The sequence below is a fragment of the Klebsiella sp. D5A genome, from assembly GCF_001620885.1.
Lineage (GTDB): Bacteria > Pseudomonadota > Gammaproteobacteria > Enterobacterales > Enterobacteriaceae > Klebsiella > Klebsiella variicola.
Genome location: NZ_LOAR01000010.1, coordinates 109,459 through 125,146, shown reverse-complemented (window position 1 = coordinate 125,146; position 15,688 = coordinate 109,459). Strand labels below are relative to the sequence as shown.

Genomic DNA, 15,688 nt, shown 5'->3' with positions numbered 1-15,688 from the left:
CTCTTTCAGTTACGCCGATCGGCGCTAAGTTACCGGGAACTATCACTGAAAATCCGCGCCCCCCCTTTTCTGCTGGCATATAGGGCGTCGAATAGCGGAACGACAAAACGTGGAACCGCACCCTAAACGTGCGGCGTCTGCACTATGGCGGACCATCACACGACGAGGGGCAGGCCCGCAACCGAATGTCCCTTCCAGCCAAACGACTGTCCTGCTGAAGCAAGTACGCCGCAAATTTCTCCCTAGTATCAGTAAGCGTAAGGTCTTCCGGCCACACCGTGCTCCGGACATAACACGACATCAGACAAGAGGGGGAACGTCATGACTTTCAGTAACGCTACGTTTCGCACCAGCCTGGCCGCCTGCACACTGTGGCTGGCAACCGGCCCGGCCCATGCGGTCGATCTCAATTCGCAGGACCTCATTCCCGCCCCCGCCGGCACCGATGCCGTTCTGGGATATTTCACCTACGCGACGAGAGATAGCTTCACCCCCACCGGGGGCGGTGAACTTAAGCAAGAGACCGGGCTCGACTCCTTCGTCAGCATCTTTCGTTACGTTCACTACATGGACGTCGGTGGCTTTACGGTTGCGCCGCAAGTGCTGCTGCCTTACGGACGCCTTTACAATGGCTCACTAAACGGCGTTCGACTTGATTCAGCCAGCGGCCTGGGCGATCCCATCCTTGCCGCGCCGGTCTGGCTGGTCAACAACCCCAGCACAACCTTTGCCATTGTGCCTTACCTGTACCTCCCCGCGGGCTCCTACGACGCCGGACGCACGCTAAACGTCGGTGAAAATCGCTGGAAGTTCGACCTTCAGCTCGGCGGCGTGCAGCAGCTGGGTAACGGTTTCGCCACCCAACTTTCCACGGACGTGATGTGGTATGGCGTCAACGACGACGCCTCGGGCATCGGCACCGGTCGACTCAAGCAGGACAACACCTATCAGTTTCAGGGCTGGGTGACCTGGACGCCGCCCGCCGATAAGAGCTGGACCCTGGCCGCCGGTTATTCCCAATACTGGGGCGGCAAACAGCAGCTTGACGGTATCGAGAACGAACAGGCGACGCGCGTCGATCAGGTCAGGCTGGAATTATCGAAATTCGTCACCCCCACGGTGCAGGTACAGGGTCTGCTCCAGCGCGACCTCAACGTCGATGGCGGTTTTAAGGAAGATCTACATACCACCCTGCGCGTGATGAAACTGTTCTGATGCGAATCGGCACAGAGACATCCCCAGACTCACTACTCACCCGCAACGGAGAAATCCATCATGACCGATCAGCAGCAAAAACCCACACTTTATGAACGTCTCGGTGGTTATGACGCCGTTTACGCTTTCGCAGGAGAAGTGTTGAAGACCTGTATGAAACATCCCGATATCGGCCATATCTGGGCGCACGTATCCGAATCGTCGTTCCAGAAAGAGCATATCAACTTTGTCGATTTTCTGTGCAAGCACTGGGGCGGCAACACGGTCTACCGGGGACGAGATATGGTGACCGCACACCGCGGAATGGGGCTGACCGAAGTGCACTGGAAAGCCGTATTCGAGGCTATTGATGAATGCTACGAGAACTTCAACGTTCCGCAGGATATCCGTGAAGAGGTTACCGCATTCCTGACCCAGTTCAAACCCGCCGTCATCGGCAGCCCTTCATACCGGGATGTGGTACTCGCGCACCCTGACATGGACGTCACCAAAGGGATGAAAAGCGTCGGCATTCACTGGCCGAAAACAGATAAACCGTCTTAACCGAGGACGGACATCCGCGCAACAGGCGGGTGTCCGTCTCAGCCAAATGACTGACCTGCACAACCATGTAGTGATGACATTTCGGGCTTATGTTGAAGGCAGGTTGCATTGGCAAACACCATACAAAGGGAACTCCATGGCTATTGAACGTCCTACCATTGAACAACTGCAAGTGCTCGCCAGTCGGCTAAACATACGATTGACGCCTGCGCAAGCCGAAGAATATCTGGCGCTGATGCAGGCCAATTTCGACGCCTATGATCTCATCGACGCCCTGCCCGACGAGATCCCCGCGGTGCACTACCCACGCGCCGCCGGCTATCGTCCTGAAGGCGACGAAAACCCGCTTAATGCCTGGTATTACAAGACCGAGGTGACAGGTGCAGCAACCGGTAAACTGGCCGGCCGCACCGTGGTGCTCAAGGACAACATCGCGCTGGCTGGCGTACCGATGATGAACGGCGCCTCGACGCTGGAAGGTTTCGTCCCCCTCTACGACGCCACCGTTGCCACCCGACTGCTGGATGCCGGCGCGACTATTCTCGGCAAAGCCACCTGCGAGCACTTCTGCTTGTCGGGAGGCAGCCATACCTCCGATCCGGCGCCCGTGCATAACCCGTTGCGCCACGGCTACTCGGCCGGTGGCTCATCTTCTGGCAGCGCCGCTTTGGTCGCTTCCGGGGAAGTCGATTTGGCCATGGGTGGCGATCAAGGGGGCTCTGCGCGTATTCCCGCCGCATGGTGTGGCCTCTATGGCCTGAAACCGACCCACGGTCTGGTGCCTTATACCGGCATCATGCCGATCGAAGCCACTTTCGACCATACCGGGCCGATGACCCGCAGCGTAAAAGACAATGCCTTAGTCCTTGAGGTCATTGCCGGCGCGGACGGATTGGACCCACGTCAGTATGCTCCCAAAGTGGAAGCCTATACCGAGGCGCTCGGTAAGGGAGTCCGTGGCTTAAAGATCGGCATTATGGCCGAAGGTTTTCAGTTGCCGAACCTGGATGCGCGAGTCGCGGAGAAAGTTCGCGCTGCCGTCGCCCGTCTGCAGGAATTGGGCGCGACGGTCGGCGAGATTTCGGTACCGGAGCATAGCCTGGCGGGGGCGCTCTGGTCCCCTATCGGCTGCGAGGGGCTGACCGCGCAGATGATGCATGGCAACGGCATGGGCTTTAACTGGAAAGGACAATATGACGTAGCGCTGCTGGACAAGCACGCCCAGTGGCGTGACAACGCCGATGCGCTTTCCCCATCGCTGAAGATATGCATGTTCGTCGGCCAGTACGGGCTGGAACGCTACCATGGCCGCTACTATGCCAAGGCGCAGAATATCGCGCGTCGCGCGCGTGCGGGCTATGACCGGGCGCTGGCGGACTTCGACCTGCTGGTGATGCCCACTGTACCGCTTGTCGCTCAGCCATTACCGGAACCTGACTGCTCCATTACCGAATACATCTCCCGCGCATTTGAAATGATCGGCAATACCGCGCCGCAGGATATTACCGGCCATCCGGCAATGACTCTCCCTTGTGGGCTGGTCGACGGCTTACCGGTAGGAATGATGTTGGTAGGACGCCACTTCGCCGAAAGCACCCTTTATCAGGCCGCCGCCGCATTTGAAGCTTCCGGCGACTGGCGGATGTTTTAACCCTTAACTATCGGGAACCATAAAATGAGCCATCAACACGACCACGACCATACTGAACCGCCGGCGGACATCGAACTACGCGTCCGGGCGCTGGAATCCCTGCTACAGGAGAAAGGACTGATTGACCCGGCGGCACTGGATGAACTGATTGACACTTACGAGCACAAGGTCGGCCCCCGTAACGGCGCGCAGGTGGTCGCTAAAGCGTGGAGTGATCCGGAGTATAAACGTCGGCTGCTGGCGGACGCCACAGCCGCCATCGCCGAGCTGGGTTTCTCCGGCGTGCAGGGTGAAGACATGCAGGTAGTGGAGAACACGCCGGACGTGCACAACGTGACCGTCTGTACATTATGTTCCTGCTACCCCTGGCCGGTGCTGGGTCTGCCACCGGTGTGGTACAAATCGGCCCCCTATCGTTCGCGTATCGTTATCGACCCGCGCGGCGTTCTGGCCGAATTCGGGGTAAACATTCCAGAAAGTAAAGAGGTGCGCGTCTGGGACAGCAGCGCGGAACTGCGCTATCTGGTCCTGCCAGAACGTCCGGCGGGTACCGACGGCTGGAGCGAAGCGCAGCTGATCGAACTGGTCACCCGCGATTCCATGATCGGCACCGGCCTGGTCGCCGCGCCATAATAAGAGGAGAAAACCATGAACGGGATACATGATCTGGGCGGTATGCACGGCCTCGGGCCGATCCTCAACGAGGAAAATGAGCCGTATTTCCATCATGAATGGGAGCGCCGGGTATTTCCGCTGTTCGCCTCGCTGTTCGTCGGCGGACATTTCAATGTGGATGAATTCCGCCACGCCATTGAACGCATGGATCCAGCCCACTACCTGGAGGCGAGCTACTACGAGCACTGGTTGCACGCATTTGAAACGCTGCTGCTGGAAAAAGGGGTGATCACCGCCGATGAACTCTGGGGTGGCTCGACCCCTGCCCCCTGCGCGCCGGGCACGCCGGTGCTGACGCAGGACATCGTGGCGATGGTTGTCAGTACCGGCGCCTCCGCGCGCGTCAGTCACGATATTGCTCCCCGCTTTAAGGCCGGAGACCGGGTTCGGGCAAAAAACATCAACCCAACCACCCACACCCGCCTGCCGCGTTACGTGCGCGGGAAAATCGGCCGTATTGAGACCGATCACGGCGTGTTCATCACGCCGGACACTGCCGCGCACGGTCTGGGCGAACATCCTCAGCACGTCTACAGCGTCAGCTTCACCGCGCTGGAACTGTGGGGCACGCCGCGCCCGGACAACGTGTACATCGATCTGTGGGACGACTATCTGGAGGAAGCATGAGCATTGCGACACAGCATGATTACGCCGCCGTCGGGTTACCCCGCGACGAGGAGGGGCCGGTTTTTGATAAGCCCTGGCAGGCGAAAGCCTTCTCCCTGATCGTCCATCTGCACCGGGCGGGGCTGTTCCCGTGGGCAGAATGGGTACGGACGTTCAGCGAAGCGATCAAGGCGGCTCCGGCGCAGCCCGGCGAAAGCGTGAACGATGCCTACTATCGCCAGTGGGCGACAGCAATGGAGAACATGATCACCGCCCTCCACCTGACCGCACCGGATGACATTGCCCGACGGACCCAGGAATGGCGACTGGCGTATATCAACACGCCGCATGGTCAGCCGATCGTCCTGGCCAATGCCAGCTGTCCGCCGGCGCATAACCACCACTCTCTTCCACTCGGCGTTCCGGTCACGGTGAGCCCGGCACAATCTTCCATCAGCCAAGTTAACAACGGAGTCACATCATGAGCGATATCACCCTTACCACCAACACCCCGGCCACTCCGATACCGGTCGCGGCGCTGTTGCCCTGGGCCCTGTTCACCACCCTGCTGGCGCTGTTAGCGATCTATTTCGTCGGTGCGGAACAAGGTGCGACGTCGATGTTTTCCGGCACCCAGGTGCATGAATTCTTCCACGACGCACGCCATCTGCTGGGTTTTCCCTGCCACTGAGGAGGCGGACATGATTGGGAAACTATTATTCAAGGGGATGATAGCAGGCATTCTGGCTGGACTGGTGGCATTTGCTTTTGCACACCATTTCGGCGAGCCACAGGTCGATCGCGCTATCGGGATTGAAGAAAGTCTGGCCGCTCATTCACACCAACACAGCGCGTCGGCTGACGGCGGTGAAGAAGAGGTGTTTAGCCGTCAAACCCAGTCCGGGATCGGGCTAATGGCCGGCATGGTGCTGTTCGGCGCAGCGCTGGGCGGCGGTCTGGCGCTGAGTTGGGCCTTTAGCTATCAGCGCTTCGGACCATCGAACCCGCGTCTGTTAGCGTTAGGCCTGGCGCTGGTCGGCTTTCTGGTCATGAGCCTGATGCCTGGTCTGAAATACCCACCCAATCCGCCCGCGGTCGGTAACCCGGAGACCATCGGCTATCGTACCGAACTGTACTTCGTCATGATGTTGCTTTCCATCGGCATCGTCATCGCGGCCGCGTGGTTATCACATCAGCTAATACCGCGCCTCGGTAGAGGGAATGCGATGATGTGGGCAACGCTGTTCGCGGTGGCGCTGATGCTCGTGGTTTGTGCCCTGATGCCGACAGTGAACGAAGTGCCCGAACACTTCCCGGCGGACCTGCTATGGCGTTTCCGTATCAGCTCCTTCGGCACGCACCTGGTGCTCTGGGGCGTTATCGGTGTGGCGTTCGGTGCTTTAGCCGAACGCACGCCGGCGACAGGTGTGCAGCGCCCAGCCTTCCGTCGCGGTTAACACATCATGAGAGCGTCGCTAACGTTGATTTGTCAGGGAGAAACGGCAGCGTCCCGAGGTTCACATTTCCCCTGTGATGACCCTCTGGAGGCGCGGGAATGGCAGCGGGCGCGTCAGTTACAAAGCCGTGTCGCCCGTTGTCACCGCGTCTGGCTCTCCCCGGAGACCGCCGCCCGACAAACTGCCGCAGCGCTCTCTTTACAGGGTACCCCGGTGATGGAGCTGGCGGAACCCGACTACGGCATCTGGGCCGGTCGGCCAGTACGTGAGGTGATGACGCAAGACGCCGACGCTTTCCTGGCCTGGCTGGAGGGCGATCCGCCGCCGGGCGGAGAGTCACGTGCTCAGTTACTGGCGCGCTGTGGCCGTTGGCTGGCAAAACACGTCGATATTCCAGGCCGACACGGTGTAATTGCGTCTGCCTCCACTATCCGTGCCATGATCCTCAACGTTCTCGGCGCCCCACTTCACTCATTTGCACGTATCGACGTCCACCCGCTCAGCATCACCGAGTTGCGCAGTGACGGACGTCGCTGGAATTTTTGTTTATTAAGAGATGATATAAATGGCGAATGTTCGACGGTGTCCCGCTGAAGCCGTCAGCCAGTAAGCGCTTGGCCATTGATGGATCCGTCCACTGGTCTTGCATCGCTAAACCCAATGCCCTAGAACCGCTCAGCGCGCTTCACGCCCCGTCCTGCGTAAAAAAGTAAATCTCCCTGACCATGTTTATTTATACTCAGAAAACATGTCATTAAGAAAGGAAGCTACGCGTTGAAATGGGTAACCTGGTTAAAACGTATCGTGTTGTCCCTGCTGCTGTTGATCGTTGGCGCTCTGGGACTACGCCTTTATGACATTCAGCGCGGACCCGAGCTGCAGCTCTGGCATACCTGGGTTCCGCATGAGATGGACGCGGATGAAATCGACAATGCTGACTGGAACGATTACATCAACAAAGAGAATGCGCTCTTCAGTGAGGTAAAACGCCAGGTTACCGATAAGCTGGACGCTGAGCAGCAAACCGAACTGAATCGTTACTATAGTCACAGCCCCATCTATCCGGACTCGTTTCCAACCAACTGGAATCGGTCATATATCATGATGCCGGATGGCAAACCGAAAGGCGCCGTGGTGTTGCTGCATGGTCTGACAGATACCCCCTACAGCCTGCGGCATATCGCTGAAAATTACCGGCAACAGGGGTATGTCGCCATCGGTATCAGATTACCGGGCCATGGGACGGTTCCCGCCGGGCTGACCGATGTGGACTGGCAGGACTGGCTTGCCGCCACGCGCCTTGCGGTGAGAGAAGCGAAACGACTGACGGGTAATGATGTGCCCCTGCATATCGTCGGATTTTCCAACGGCGGCGCGCTGGCAATGAAATATTCGCTGGACGCGCTGGATAATGCCGAACTGGCAAAACCACAGCGGGTGATCCTGATTTCTCCGATGATCGGTATTACCAGCTTCGCGCGTTTTTCCGGCCTCGCTGGCTGGCCCGCGTTTCTTCCCGCCTTCTCGAAAGCCGCATGGTTAAACATCATGCCCGAGTTTAATCCGTTCAAATATAACTCCTTCCCGACGAACGCCGCCCGGCAGTCCTTCCTGCTGACCAAAGCGCTGCAAAAGCAGATAGTGACTGACTCGAGAAATCACAGACTTAACAGCTTACCGCCGGTATTGACCTTTCAGTCCGTTGTGGATTCAACGGTCAGTACGCGGGCGATCGTGACGGCGCTGTATAACCGTTTGCCGGAAAATGGCAGTGAAATTGTCCTCTTCGATTTGAATCATGCCGTCAGGTTTAATTCATTATTACGCCGGACGTCTTACACCGCGCTGGCGCGGTTGCTGCCCGCGCCGCCACGCGCTTATCAGACCACGATCATCACTAACGCGAATTCAGCCAGTACCGATATGGAAATCCGCACAACACCTGCCGGGAAAACAGACACCACAGTGGAAAAGCTGCAGGGAATGCGCTACCTGCCGGACGTATACTCCCTTTCTCATGTCGCGCTCCCCTTCCCGTTAAGCGATTCGCTGTACGGGCGCTATCCCCATCCGCTGAATCAATATGGGATCAGCCTCGGCACGTTTGCTGCTCGCGGCGAGCGTTCGGTGCTGGTTGTGGGTCTGGACTCGCTGATGCGTCAGTCTTCCAATCCGTTCTTTCCCTATATGATCAAGCGCATTGACGAAGGGATCGACACTCGCCCGGCTCTCTCCGGGAAATAACTCTTCTCTGGATAAGTGGCCACCACGGCCACTTTTTCCTGAGGATGCGGTACTACGCTTTCGCCGACGTCGACAGCCACTGATATACCGCTGACAAATCCTGTCCGGCATATCCCGCGCCCGCCGCCTGCTGCCACAGTTCGGCAATGTTATCCAGCCCCGGCATGGTGTGCGGCTCGGCCAGGGATAGCGCCAACCGGGCATCTTTCAGCGCATGCGCCAGTTGCATCTGCGGCGCGAATTGCTCGCTGGCGATGGCATCCAGTTTCACTTTGACATACGGTGCGGCCAGCGGGCCGCCTTCCAGAGCGCTCCAGAGCTGGTCGGGGGTAAAGCCCAGCGTCTTCGCCAGCTGGGCGCTTTCCGCGATGCCCTGCATCATCGAAATCAGCCAGGCATTGAGGACCAGCTTCATTTTCTGGCTGTTGCCGGCCTCGCCAAACCACTGCGTCCCGCGGGAGATAGCCGCAAACACCTGTTCGGCAGCGGCACACTTTTCACGATCTCCGCTGGCGAGCACCAGGATCTGCGCCTTCTCCGCCGGGGCTTTGGTCCCTGAAACCGGGGCATCGACGAAGGTCATCGTCGGCTGAAGCGCCCGTAGCAAGGCGATAGCCTCCTGCGTCTCCGGCAGGCCAATGGTGCCCATCTGACAATAGATCGCCTGCGGCTGACAGGCAGGCGCTATTTGCGCCAGTACCTCGAGGGTAGCCTGACCGTCGGCGAGCATACTGATGATCACCTCGGCATCAGCGACCGCCTGCTGCGGCGTGGTATGCAGGGATAATCCCTGCGCCTGTAAATCTTCGCCGCGTGCTGGCGAACGGTTCCAGCCTGCGACGGTAAAGCCTTTCTTCAGCAGATTGCTGGCAAAAGCATGTCCCATGGCGCCGAGTCCCAGCACCGCGACCTTTGGTAATGTACTCATCTTGTCTGTCCTGATTCGCGTGTTAATAAATGTCGGACGTCTACTATCGCATCTCTGACACGGATGTCAGTAGCAATAACCGCCATGAAAAGTGACACTGTCACCCATGGTCTCACGGCTGTCGGAGCCACGCCAGCAAACGGCGCATCGCTGGCGTCAGCCGGGCATCATCCTGATAACACAGACACAGGCGGCGCTGTGCCCAGCGATCCTGCAGCGCGATGACGGCAAACCGGTAGCGCTGCTGGTAGCGTTCGGCAATGACGCGGGGCAGGATCGCCCCGCCGGCGCCGTGAGCCACCATCTCGCAAAGCCCTTCAAAATGGCTCATCCGGACCCGGACGTTTAGCGCCTGGCCGAGCCCGGCGGCATGTTGTTCAATATGCTGCTGCAGTGCGCTGGTCTGGTAGAGGGCGACCAGCGGCTCGTTGATGACCGCCGCAAACGCCACTTCATTCGCGCCGGCCAGAGGGTGAGTCGGCGGCACAATCAGCACCAGGGGATCATCGGCGACAGGATCCAGATGCAGCGGCCCGGGGTCGACCGCATCGGACACCACTCCAGCCTGCGCCACACCCGCCAGAATGCTGCTGACGATATCCGCGCTGGTGCGCTCTTCGGTGTCGATCTGCACCGCCGGATGCGCTGCCATCCAGGCGGCGAGCTTGCCCGGCAGAAAAGCCGACATCGCCGAGGTGTTGGCGAACAGCCGCAGCGTCCCCTGCTGACCGCGGGCGAAGGCGCTCATCGCCTGGCTCAGACGCTGCTGCTGCTCAAGAAGCGGGCGTGCATGGCGCGCCAGTACCTCCCCGGCCTCAGTCAGCGCTACGCCGCGAGCATGACGCTGCAACAGGGGAACACCGACCTCTGCCTCCAGCTTGCGCACTCTTTCGCTGGCGGAGGCCAGGGCCAGATGGGCCATGGCGGCCCCACCGGTAATACTGCCGCTCTCCACGATGGCGATAAACAGTCGCAGATCGGCCAGATCCATCCGCATCACACCCTCCCCACCCTTCGGTTTTCCCGTAGTCTTAGGGCAACATACCGCATTGTGGCTTTAGCGACCAGTGGTTTCAATGTCCCTTTCTACCCTGAAAAGTGAGCCATGATGTTCGATCTCCACATCTTTTATTTACTGCTGATCTTTATCGCCGCCGGACTGGTCAAAGGGGTGACCGGCATGGGATTACCCACCGTGGCGATGGGCCTGCTTGGTCTGCTGATGCCGCCGCAGGCCGCAGCGGCGCTGCTGGTACTTCCCTCGCTGTTAACCAATCTCTGGCAGTTGCTGGCTGGCCCCGCGCTGGCGCAGATTGTGCGCCGCCTCTGGCTTATGATGACCGGGATTATTATGGGAACGCTGGCGGGGTCGTCACTGCTGATCAGCCTCAATCCTCGGTGCTCAGCGCTGGCGCTTGGCACCGTGTTGATAGCCTATGCCGGGTATGCGCTCTGTGGCCCGGCGTTGCAGGTTTCCGCCCGCGTGGAGAAGTGGCTGTCGCCGCTCATGGGCGGTCTGACTGGCGTTATCACCGGGGCGACCGGGGTATTTGTTATTCCGGCCGTTCCCTGGCTGCAGACGCTGGGCTTTCGTCGAGACGAACTGGTGCAGGCTCTGGGGTTGTCGTTCACCCTCTCCACCCTGGCGATGGCGGCCGGCCTCTCCCTGCACGATGGCTGGCATGCTGATTCGCTGCTGCTGTCGGGGCTGGCGCTGTTGCCCGCGCTACTCGGCATGTGGCTGGGACAGTGGATCCGCTCGCGTCTCAGCCCGCGACGCTTTCGTCAGGGCTTTCTGCTGTTCCTGCTGGCGCTGGGAATGGAGCTGATCGCCAGGGGATGGCTGACCTGAATCCGCTAGCGGCGAGTAATGTGCTTCACGTTGTACTTACTGGTGTTCTGGTAGATCTCTGAGAAATCGACGATCGCCCGGTTTTGCGCATAACTCACCGATTGCACCCGCAGCAGGAGGCTGTTTGGCGCTACCTGCAGCAGCTCGGCCTGCTCGCGGGTCGCCAGCACCGGCGTATAGCTGCGGTGGCTCTCGATGATGGTGATATGACACTCTTTTTTGAAATAGTTGAATTTAGACTGCTCGAGGTTACCCACGCTGAGCCAGGGAAAGGTGGCGAATGGAATATAGCTGTTTTCCACGAGGATCGGGACCTCATCAATCAGCCGCAGCCGCCTGACGTAGTAAACTTTTTCCCCCGGCTGGATCTTTAACTGCTGGGCGATGGCCGGAGGAGCATCAAGCAGCGTGAATTCAATGACTTTGTTACGGTAGTTGGTGACGCCTACCACCTGCATCTGGTAGTTAAAGCCCTCCAGTTCTCCCCCGTGATAGTTACTTTTACGCACAATGCAGGTTCCGCTGCCGTGCCGCCGCGCGATCAGCTTTTCCTCCTCCAGTAGCGCCAGCGCTTTGCGCAGCGTCATCACCGAGACCTGCAGCTCCGCAGCGAGCGCTTTTTCGCTGGGCAGCATATCGCCGACGGCATAGTCGTCGCTGTTGATGCGGGTCCTCAGTTCAATGGCAATCTTTTTATAAATCACTTTTAGATGTCTCGCTAAGGTGGCGCTCGTCAAACAAATAAGCGAATAACTTAATGTAAATAAAAGATTATTTTTAAATTTCAGCGAAAATTTCAACACTAACTCATCTATAAATCTCGCCATATTTATATATCTGTCCAGCAACAATATATATGACTTTCATCACAGATGGCCCTTTTCCTGCTCGGGATCCTGGTGGTCTGCTCCTAGTCTGATAAGCCTATTCATCAGGTCTGCGAAGACGAGAGGACAACCATGATTGGCGTGAAAAAGCTTCAGGACTTTTCCAAAGCAATGATCGGGCCGGTGCTATATCTGCCGGCTATCGGCCTGTTGATCGCCCTGTTCAGCATGACCACCAACCGGCTGTGGGTGGATGAAAGCAGCGCGCTCTACCTGTTGGGGAAATTCGTCTCCAGCATGCTCTGGGCGCTGATGAACCATCTCGGGTTTCTGTTCTGCCTTGGGCTGGCCAGCGGCCTGGCGAAAACCCGCAAAGCCGAAGCGGCCTTCGTGGCGGCGATGACCTGGCTGGTGTATCTGGCGGCGAACAATAGCTGGCTGACCCTGACCCATCGCCTGGCGTCCGGTGCCACCAACGCGCAACTGTACGGCAGTGGACAAACCTTTATCTTTGGTTTTCAGGTCATTGATATGGGCGTGTTCCTTGGGATTATCCTTGGCTGCGCCGTCGCCTTTGTCCACAACCGCGTGGTCGGCATTGAGTTTCGCGGCGCGCTGTCGATCTACGGCAACAGTAAGCTGGTGCTGATCGTGATGCTGCCGCTGGTTGGCCTGTTCGCCATCGCCACCGTCTATCTCTGGCCGGTGGTTGAGCTGGGCATTTCGGCGCTGACCGGCTTTATGAAATCCTTTGGCGCCATCGGGGTCTTCCTGTACGGTTTTCTCAACCGGTTCCTGATCCCGACCGGGTTGCATCATCTGATCTGGTCGCCGTTTGTCTTTACCTCCATCGGCGGACAGCTGCTGATTGATGGTCAAACGGTTATTGGCGCCAAGCCCATTTTCCTTGCCGAAATCGCCCGTCATCCCATCGGGGCGCTGAGTGATTCCGCCCGGTTTTTAACCTACGGGATGGTGAAGATCTTCGGCACCGCCGGCATGGCGCTCGCCTTCTACCGTACGGCGAAACCGGAGAATAAGCAGCGGCTTAAAGTCACGCTGATCCCCTTAATTGTGACCTCCGTTCTGGTGGGGATCACCGAACCTTTTGAGTTTCTCTTTATCTTCACCGCCCCGCTGCTGTGGCTTATCTACTCCCTGCTGGACGGTTTGTTCCAGATGCTGGCCTGGCTGCTTCACGTGCGGGTCTGCGCCACCAACGGTCTTATCGATTTTGTCGTCTATAACCTGCCCGCCGGCGCCAGCGTGACGCGCTGGCCGGTATTTGTCGCCCTCGGCCTGCTGGAGACCGCCACTATGTACCTGGTCGGCACCTTCTGTATTACCCGTCTGCGGATGCTCCCCCCGGGCCGTGAAGCGGCTGCCGATGCGGAGCCTTCCGAGCAGACGGGCCAGGCAAGCGAGATTGCCGATAAAGGTACGCTGGTGATTGCGGGACTGGGCGGAAAAGAGAATGTCTGCGTAGTGGAAAACTGTTTTACCCGTCTGCGGGTCGATGTGCGCGACCCCGCCCTCATCCAGCAGTCGCTGTTGAAAGAGAGCGGCGGGAGCAGCGTGCTGATTAAAGGCAACCATGTCCAGGTGATCTATGGCCTGGGGGTTAACAAAATTCGAACGGCGGTCAACGCCAGTCTGGGTGTTACTGAATAACGAGGTGGTAAATGAAAGATAACTTTGTGGTCACGATTGCCGGCGGCGGCAGTACTTATACCCCTGGGATTGTGATGATGTTGCTGGAAAATATGTCGCGCTTTCCCCTGCGGGAGATCCGTCTGTACGACAACCATCACCAGCGTCAGAAAACGATCGGCGACGCCTGCGCTATTCTGGTGGCAGAACGCTTCCCGCAGGTGAAGTTCAGCTATACCACCGATCCGCAGGCGGCCTTCACTGACGTCGATTTTGTGATGGCGCATATTCGCGTCGGTCTGTATGAAATGCGGGAAAAGGATGAAAAGATCCCGTTAAAATATGGCGTGCCGGGACAGGAGACCTGCGGTCCGGGTGGGATTGCCTACGGCATGCGCTCCATTGCCGGGGTGCTGGAGCTGGTCGATTATATGCAGCAATACGCTCCGAACGCCTGGATGCTCAACTATTCCAATCCGGCGGCCATCGTCGCGGAAGCCACCCGTCGCCTGCGACCCGACGCGCGCATCATCAACATCTGCGATATGCCGGTGGCTATCGAGGGGCTGTTTGCCGACATCCTCGGCCTGCCGTCGCGCAAGGCGCTGAACGTCCGCTACTATGGCCTGAACCATTTCGGCTGGTGGACCCGTATCACCGATAAAGCCGGTAACGATCTGATGCCGGCGCTGAAGCGTCACGTGGCGGAACAGGGATACAGCAGTCCAAAAGAAGATTTTCAGCATAAAGCGCCAAGCTGGATCGAAACCTTTAAAAAGGTGAAGGATGTGTTTGCCCTCGATCCGTCGACACTGCCTAACACCTATCTGAAATACTACCTCTATCCTGACTATGAGGTGGCGCACGCCGATCCAGACTTTACGCGGGCGAACGAGGTGATGGCCGGACGTGAAAAAGAGGTCTTCGATATGGCCCGGGAGATTACCCGTCGGGGCACGGCGGAAGGCGCGCATTTTCATGCCGGGGCCCATGCCACCTTTATCGTCGACCTCGCCTGCGCCATCGCTTTTAACACCCAGGAGCGGATGCTGTTGATCGTTGAGAACAACGGGGCGATCGCCAACTTTGATGAGACGGCGATGGTGGAAGTCCCCTGCCTGGTGGGCGTCAATGGCCCGGAGCCGCTGGCGATGGGGAAAATCCCGTCGTTCCAGAAAGGGTTGATGGAGCAGCAGGTGGCGGTCGAAAAGCTGGTGGTTGACGCCTGGGTTGAGGGTAGTTACCAGAAACTGTGGCAGGCCATTACGCTATCGAAAACGGTGCCCAGCGCCGCGGTGGCGAAAGCCATCCTCGATGAACTGATCGTCGCCAACGAAGGCTACTGGCCCGCACTGCACTGATCTTTTTCGTGATGGGTAAAATGCAGAGGATCCCCCTTCTCTGCATTTTTACCCAGCGTTCCCGCCGGCCACACATTCATCCTATAACCTCCCCCACGGGCTTTCTTCCCCTCCAGACCGTTGCCGGAAGGCCGCCATCCTCGTTTTACCCTGATCACAGTAATGAAATATAAATTCTATTCCAGGATATTATGGCGTAAAAATGTGATCTGCGTTGTATTCTTTGATTTACATTAACCTACTGAAAACAACATCATTATTACCGGCCTGTAAATTTAACCTGGTTTTCATGGGGATATGCTCCCTCCATCCTTTGTGATTGGCTTCATGCATTTACCATTCTGCAACACCAATTTGAAATTAAATTTTCATAATGTGATCTTGTAGCATGCTCATTCCATTTCTTTGTGCCATATTCTTATCACGATAAATCGCCGCAACGACAGCAACGTGCCACACCAGGGCGCTGTCCACCGGCAGACGTCGGCGCTGCCGACGCACTGAAGACCGCTAACCCGAAAAGGAGAACGGATATCGACTACATCCATATCAACACCAAGCCGTAAACCTCTTTGACCGCCATTGCTGAGCGTACCCTGCCTTGTGCTGAGCAATTACACAAAGAAGAAAAATCATTTAGTTCAGTTAGATACGACAACACAGGCGTAATAAATCCTGA

Annotated in this window: 16 protein-coding genes; 13 read left to right on the top strand and 3 right to left on the bottom strand. The window is 57.9% G+C overall.

Features of this window, described 5'->3' with window-relative positions:
• The first annotated feature begins 321 nt into the window (after positions 1-321).
• The 10 genes from AS136_RS16290 to AS136_RS16245 all read left to right on the top strand — a co-directional run bounded on the left by AS136_RS16290 (position 322) and on the right by AS136_RS16245 (position 8,391).
• On the top strand, positions 322-1,215 hold the full coding sequence (locus AS136_RS16290) for a transporter (protein ID WP_063266850.1): 894 nt from the start codon (positions 322-324) through the stop codon (positions 1,213-1,215).
• Between the two features lie 60 nt (positions 1,216-1,275).
• Positions 1,276-1,758: a group I truncated hemoglobin gene (locus AS136_RS16285; protein WP_008804888.1), complete on the top strand. Its 483-nt coding sequence runs from the start codon at positions 1,276-1,278 to the stop codon at positions 1,756-1,758.
• Positions 1,759-1,894: 136 nt separating this feature from the next.
• Complete coding sequence (locus tag AS136_RS16280) at positions 1,895-3,409, top strand: amidase (RefSeq protein ID WP_063266849.1); 1,515 nt, start codon at positions 1,895-1,897, stop codon at positions 3,407-3,409.
• Positions 3,410-3,433: 24 nt separating this feature from the next.
• Positions 3,434-4,042: a nitrile hydratase subunit alpha gene (nthA, locus tag AS136_RS16275; protein ID WP_008804890.1), complete on the top strand. Its 609-nt coding sequence runs from the start codon at positions 3,434-3,436 to the stop codon at positions 4,040-4,042.
• A 15-nt stretch (positions 4,043-4,057) separates the two neighbouring features.
• Positions 4,058-4,711, top strand: coding sequence for a nitrile hydratase subunit beta (gene nthB / locus AS136_RS16270; protein ID WP_012541728.1), 654 nt, complete (start codon positions 4,058-4,060; stop codon positions 4,709-4,711).
• Entirely contained in the window at positions 4,708-5,175 is a 468-nt protein-coding gene (locus AS136_RS16265) for a nitrile hydratase accessory protein (protein WP_063266848.1), read from the top strand. Before nthB ends, AS136_RS16265 begins: the two co-directional genes overlap by 4 nt.
• Complete coding sequence (locus AS136_RS16260) at positions 5,172-5,381, top strand: CbtB domain-containing protein (protein WP_008804893.1); 210 nt, start codon at positions 5,172-5,174, stop codon at positions 5,379-5,381. Before AS136_RS16265 ends, AS136_RS16260 begins: the two co-directional genes overlap by 4 nt.
• Positions 5,382-5,391: 10 nt before the next feature.
• Positions 5,392-6,147, top strand: coding sequence for a CbtA family protein (locus AS136_RS16255; protein ID WP_063266847.1), 756 nt, complete (start codon positions 5,392-5,394; stop codon positions 6,145-6,147).
• Positions 6,148-6,153: 6 nt separating this feature from the next.
• Positions 6,154-6,741: a histidine phosphatase family protein gene (locus tag AS136_RS16250; protein ID WP_032754393.1), complete on the top strand. Its 588-nt coding sequence runs from the start codon at positions 6,154-6,156 to the stop codon at positions 6,739-6,741.
• A 180-nt stretch (positions 6,742-6,921) separates the two neighbouring features.
• Positions 6,922-8,391 (top strand): alpha/beta hydrolase, encoded by a 1,470-nt coding sequence (locus AS136_RS16245; protein ID WP_012968232.1) that lies wholly within the window; start codon positions 6,922-6,924, stop codon positions 8,389-8,391.
• A gap of 52 nt (positions 8,392-8,443) precedes the next feature.
• Here AS136_RS16245 and AS136_RS16240 read toward each other — a convergent pair whose 3' ends face one another.
• Both AS136_RS16240 and AS136_RS16235 read right to left on the bottom strand, forming a co-directional pair.
• Entirely contained in the window at positions 8,444-9,319 is an 876-nt protein-coding gene (locus AS136_RS16240; RefSeq protein ID WP_063266846.1) for an NAD(P)-dependent oxidoreductase, read from the bottom strand.
• 112 nt (positions 9,320-9,431) lie between these two features.
• Positions 9,432-10,316, bottom strand: a complete 885-nt coding sequence (locus AS136_RS16235) for a LysR family transcriptional regulator (RefSeq protein WP_063266845.1) — start codon at positions 10,314-10,316, stop codon at positions 9,432-9,434.
• A 111-nt stretch (positions 10,317-10,427) separates the two neighbouring features.
• Between AS136_RS16235 and AS136_RS16230 the strand changes: the two genes are divergently transcribed.
• A complete protein-coding gene (locus tag AS136_RS16230) occupies positions 10,428-11,171 on the top strand; it encodes a sulfite exporter TauE/SafE family protein (RefSeq protein ID WP_012541734.1) in 744 nt (247 codons plus the stop codon).
• 5 nt (positions 11,172-11,176) lie between these two features.
• Here the strand turns inward: AS136_RS16230 and AS136_RS16225 are convergent, their stop codons facing one another.
• Positions 11,177-11,875 carry a GntR family transcriptional regulator gene (locus AS136_RS16225; protein ID WP_032738855.1) on the bottom strand — a complete coding sequence of 233 codons (699 nt, stop codon included), beginning with the start codon at positions 11,873-11,875 and terminating at the stop codon, positions 11,177-11,179.
• Between the two features lie 255 nt (positions 11,876-12,130).
• Here AS136_RS16225 and AS136_RS16220 point away from each other — a divergent pair, with 255 nt between their 5' ends.
• Positions 12,131-13,669: a PTS transporter subunit EIIC gene (locus AS136_RS16220; RefSeq protein WP_063266844.1), complete on the top strand. Its 1,539-nt coding sequence runs from the start codon at positions 12,131-12,133 to the stop codon at positions 13,667-13,669.
• Between the two features lie 11 nt (positions 13,670-13,680).
• Entirely contained in the window at positions 13,681-15,009 is a 1,329-nt protein-coding gene (locus tag AS136_RS16215; RefSeq protein ID WP_008804902.1) for a 6-phospho-alpha-glucosidase, read from the top strand.
• The last annotated feature ends 679 nt before the right edge of the window (positions 15,010-15,688 follow it).

Bases quoted from the DNA above. Each gene is read 5' to 3' on its own strand.
- AS136_RS16290 (WP_063266850.1), top strand. From the start codon at position 322: ATGACTTTCAGTAACGCTACGTTTCGCACCAGCCTGGCCGCCTGCACA.
- AS136_RS16285 (WP_008804888.1), top strand. From the start codon at position 1,276: ATGACCGATCAGCAGCAAAAACCCACACTTTATGAACGTCTCGGTGGT.
- AS136_RS16280 (WP_063266849.1), top strand. From the start codon at position 1,895: ATGGCTATTGAACGTCCTACCATTGAACAACTGCAAGTGCTCGCCAGT.
- nthA (WP_008804890.1), top strand. From the start codon at position 3,434: ATGAGCCATCAACACGACCACGACCATACTGAACCGCCGGCGGACATC.
- nthB (WP_012541728.1), top strand. From the start codon at position 4,058: ATGAACGGGATACATGATCTGGGCGGTATGCACGGCCTCGGGCCGATC.
- AS136_RS16265 (WP_063266848.1), top strand. From the start codon at position 4,708: ATGAGCATTGCGACACAGCATGATTACGCCGCCGTCGGGTTACCCCGC.
- AS136_RS16260 (WP_008804893.1), top strand. From the start codon at position 5,172: ATGAGCGATATCACCCTTACCACCAACACCCCGGCCACTCCGATACCG.
- AS136_RS16255 (WP_063266847.1), top strand. From the start codon at position 5,392: ATGATTGGGAAACTATTATTCAAGGGGATGATAGCAGGCATTCTGGCT.
- AS136_RS16250 (WP_032754393.1), top strand. From the start codon at position 6,154: ATGAGAGCGTCGCTAACGTTGATTTGTCAGGGAGAAACGGCAGCGTCC.
- AS136_RS16240 (WP_063266846.1), bottom strand. From the start codon at position 9,319: ATGAGTACATTACCAAAGGTCGCGGTGCTGGGACTCGGCGCCATGGGA.
- AS136_RS16235 (WP_063266845.1), bottom strand. From the start codon at position 10,316: ATGCGGATGGATCTGGCCGATCTGCGACTGTTTATCGCCATCGTGGAG.
- AS136_RS16230 (WP_012541734.1), top strand. From the start codon at position 10,428: ATGTTCGATCTCCACATCTTTTATTTACTGCTGATCTTTATCGCCGCC.
- AS136_RS16220 (WP_063266844.1), top strand. From the start codon at position 12,131: ATGATTGGCGTGAAAAAGCTTCAGGACTTTTCCAAAGCAATGATCGGG.
- AS136_RS16215 (WP_008804902.1), top strand. From the start codon at position 13,681: ATGAAAGATAACTTTGTGGTCACGATTGCCGGCGGCGGCAGTACTTAT.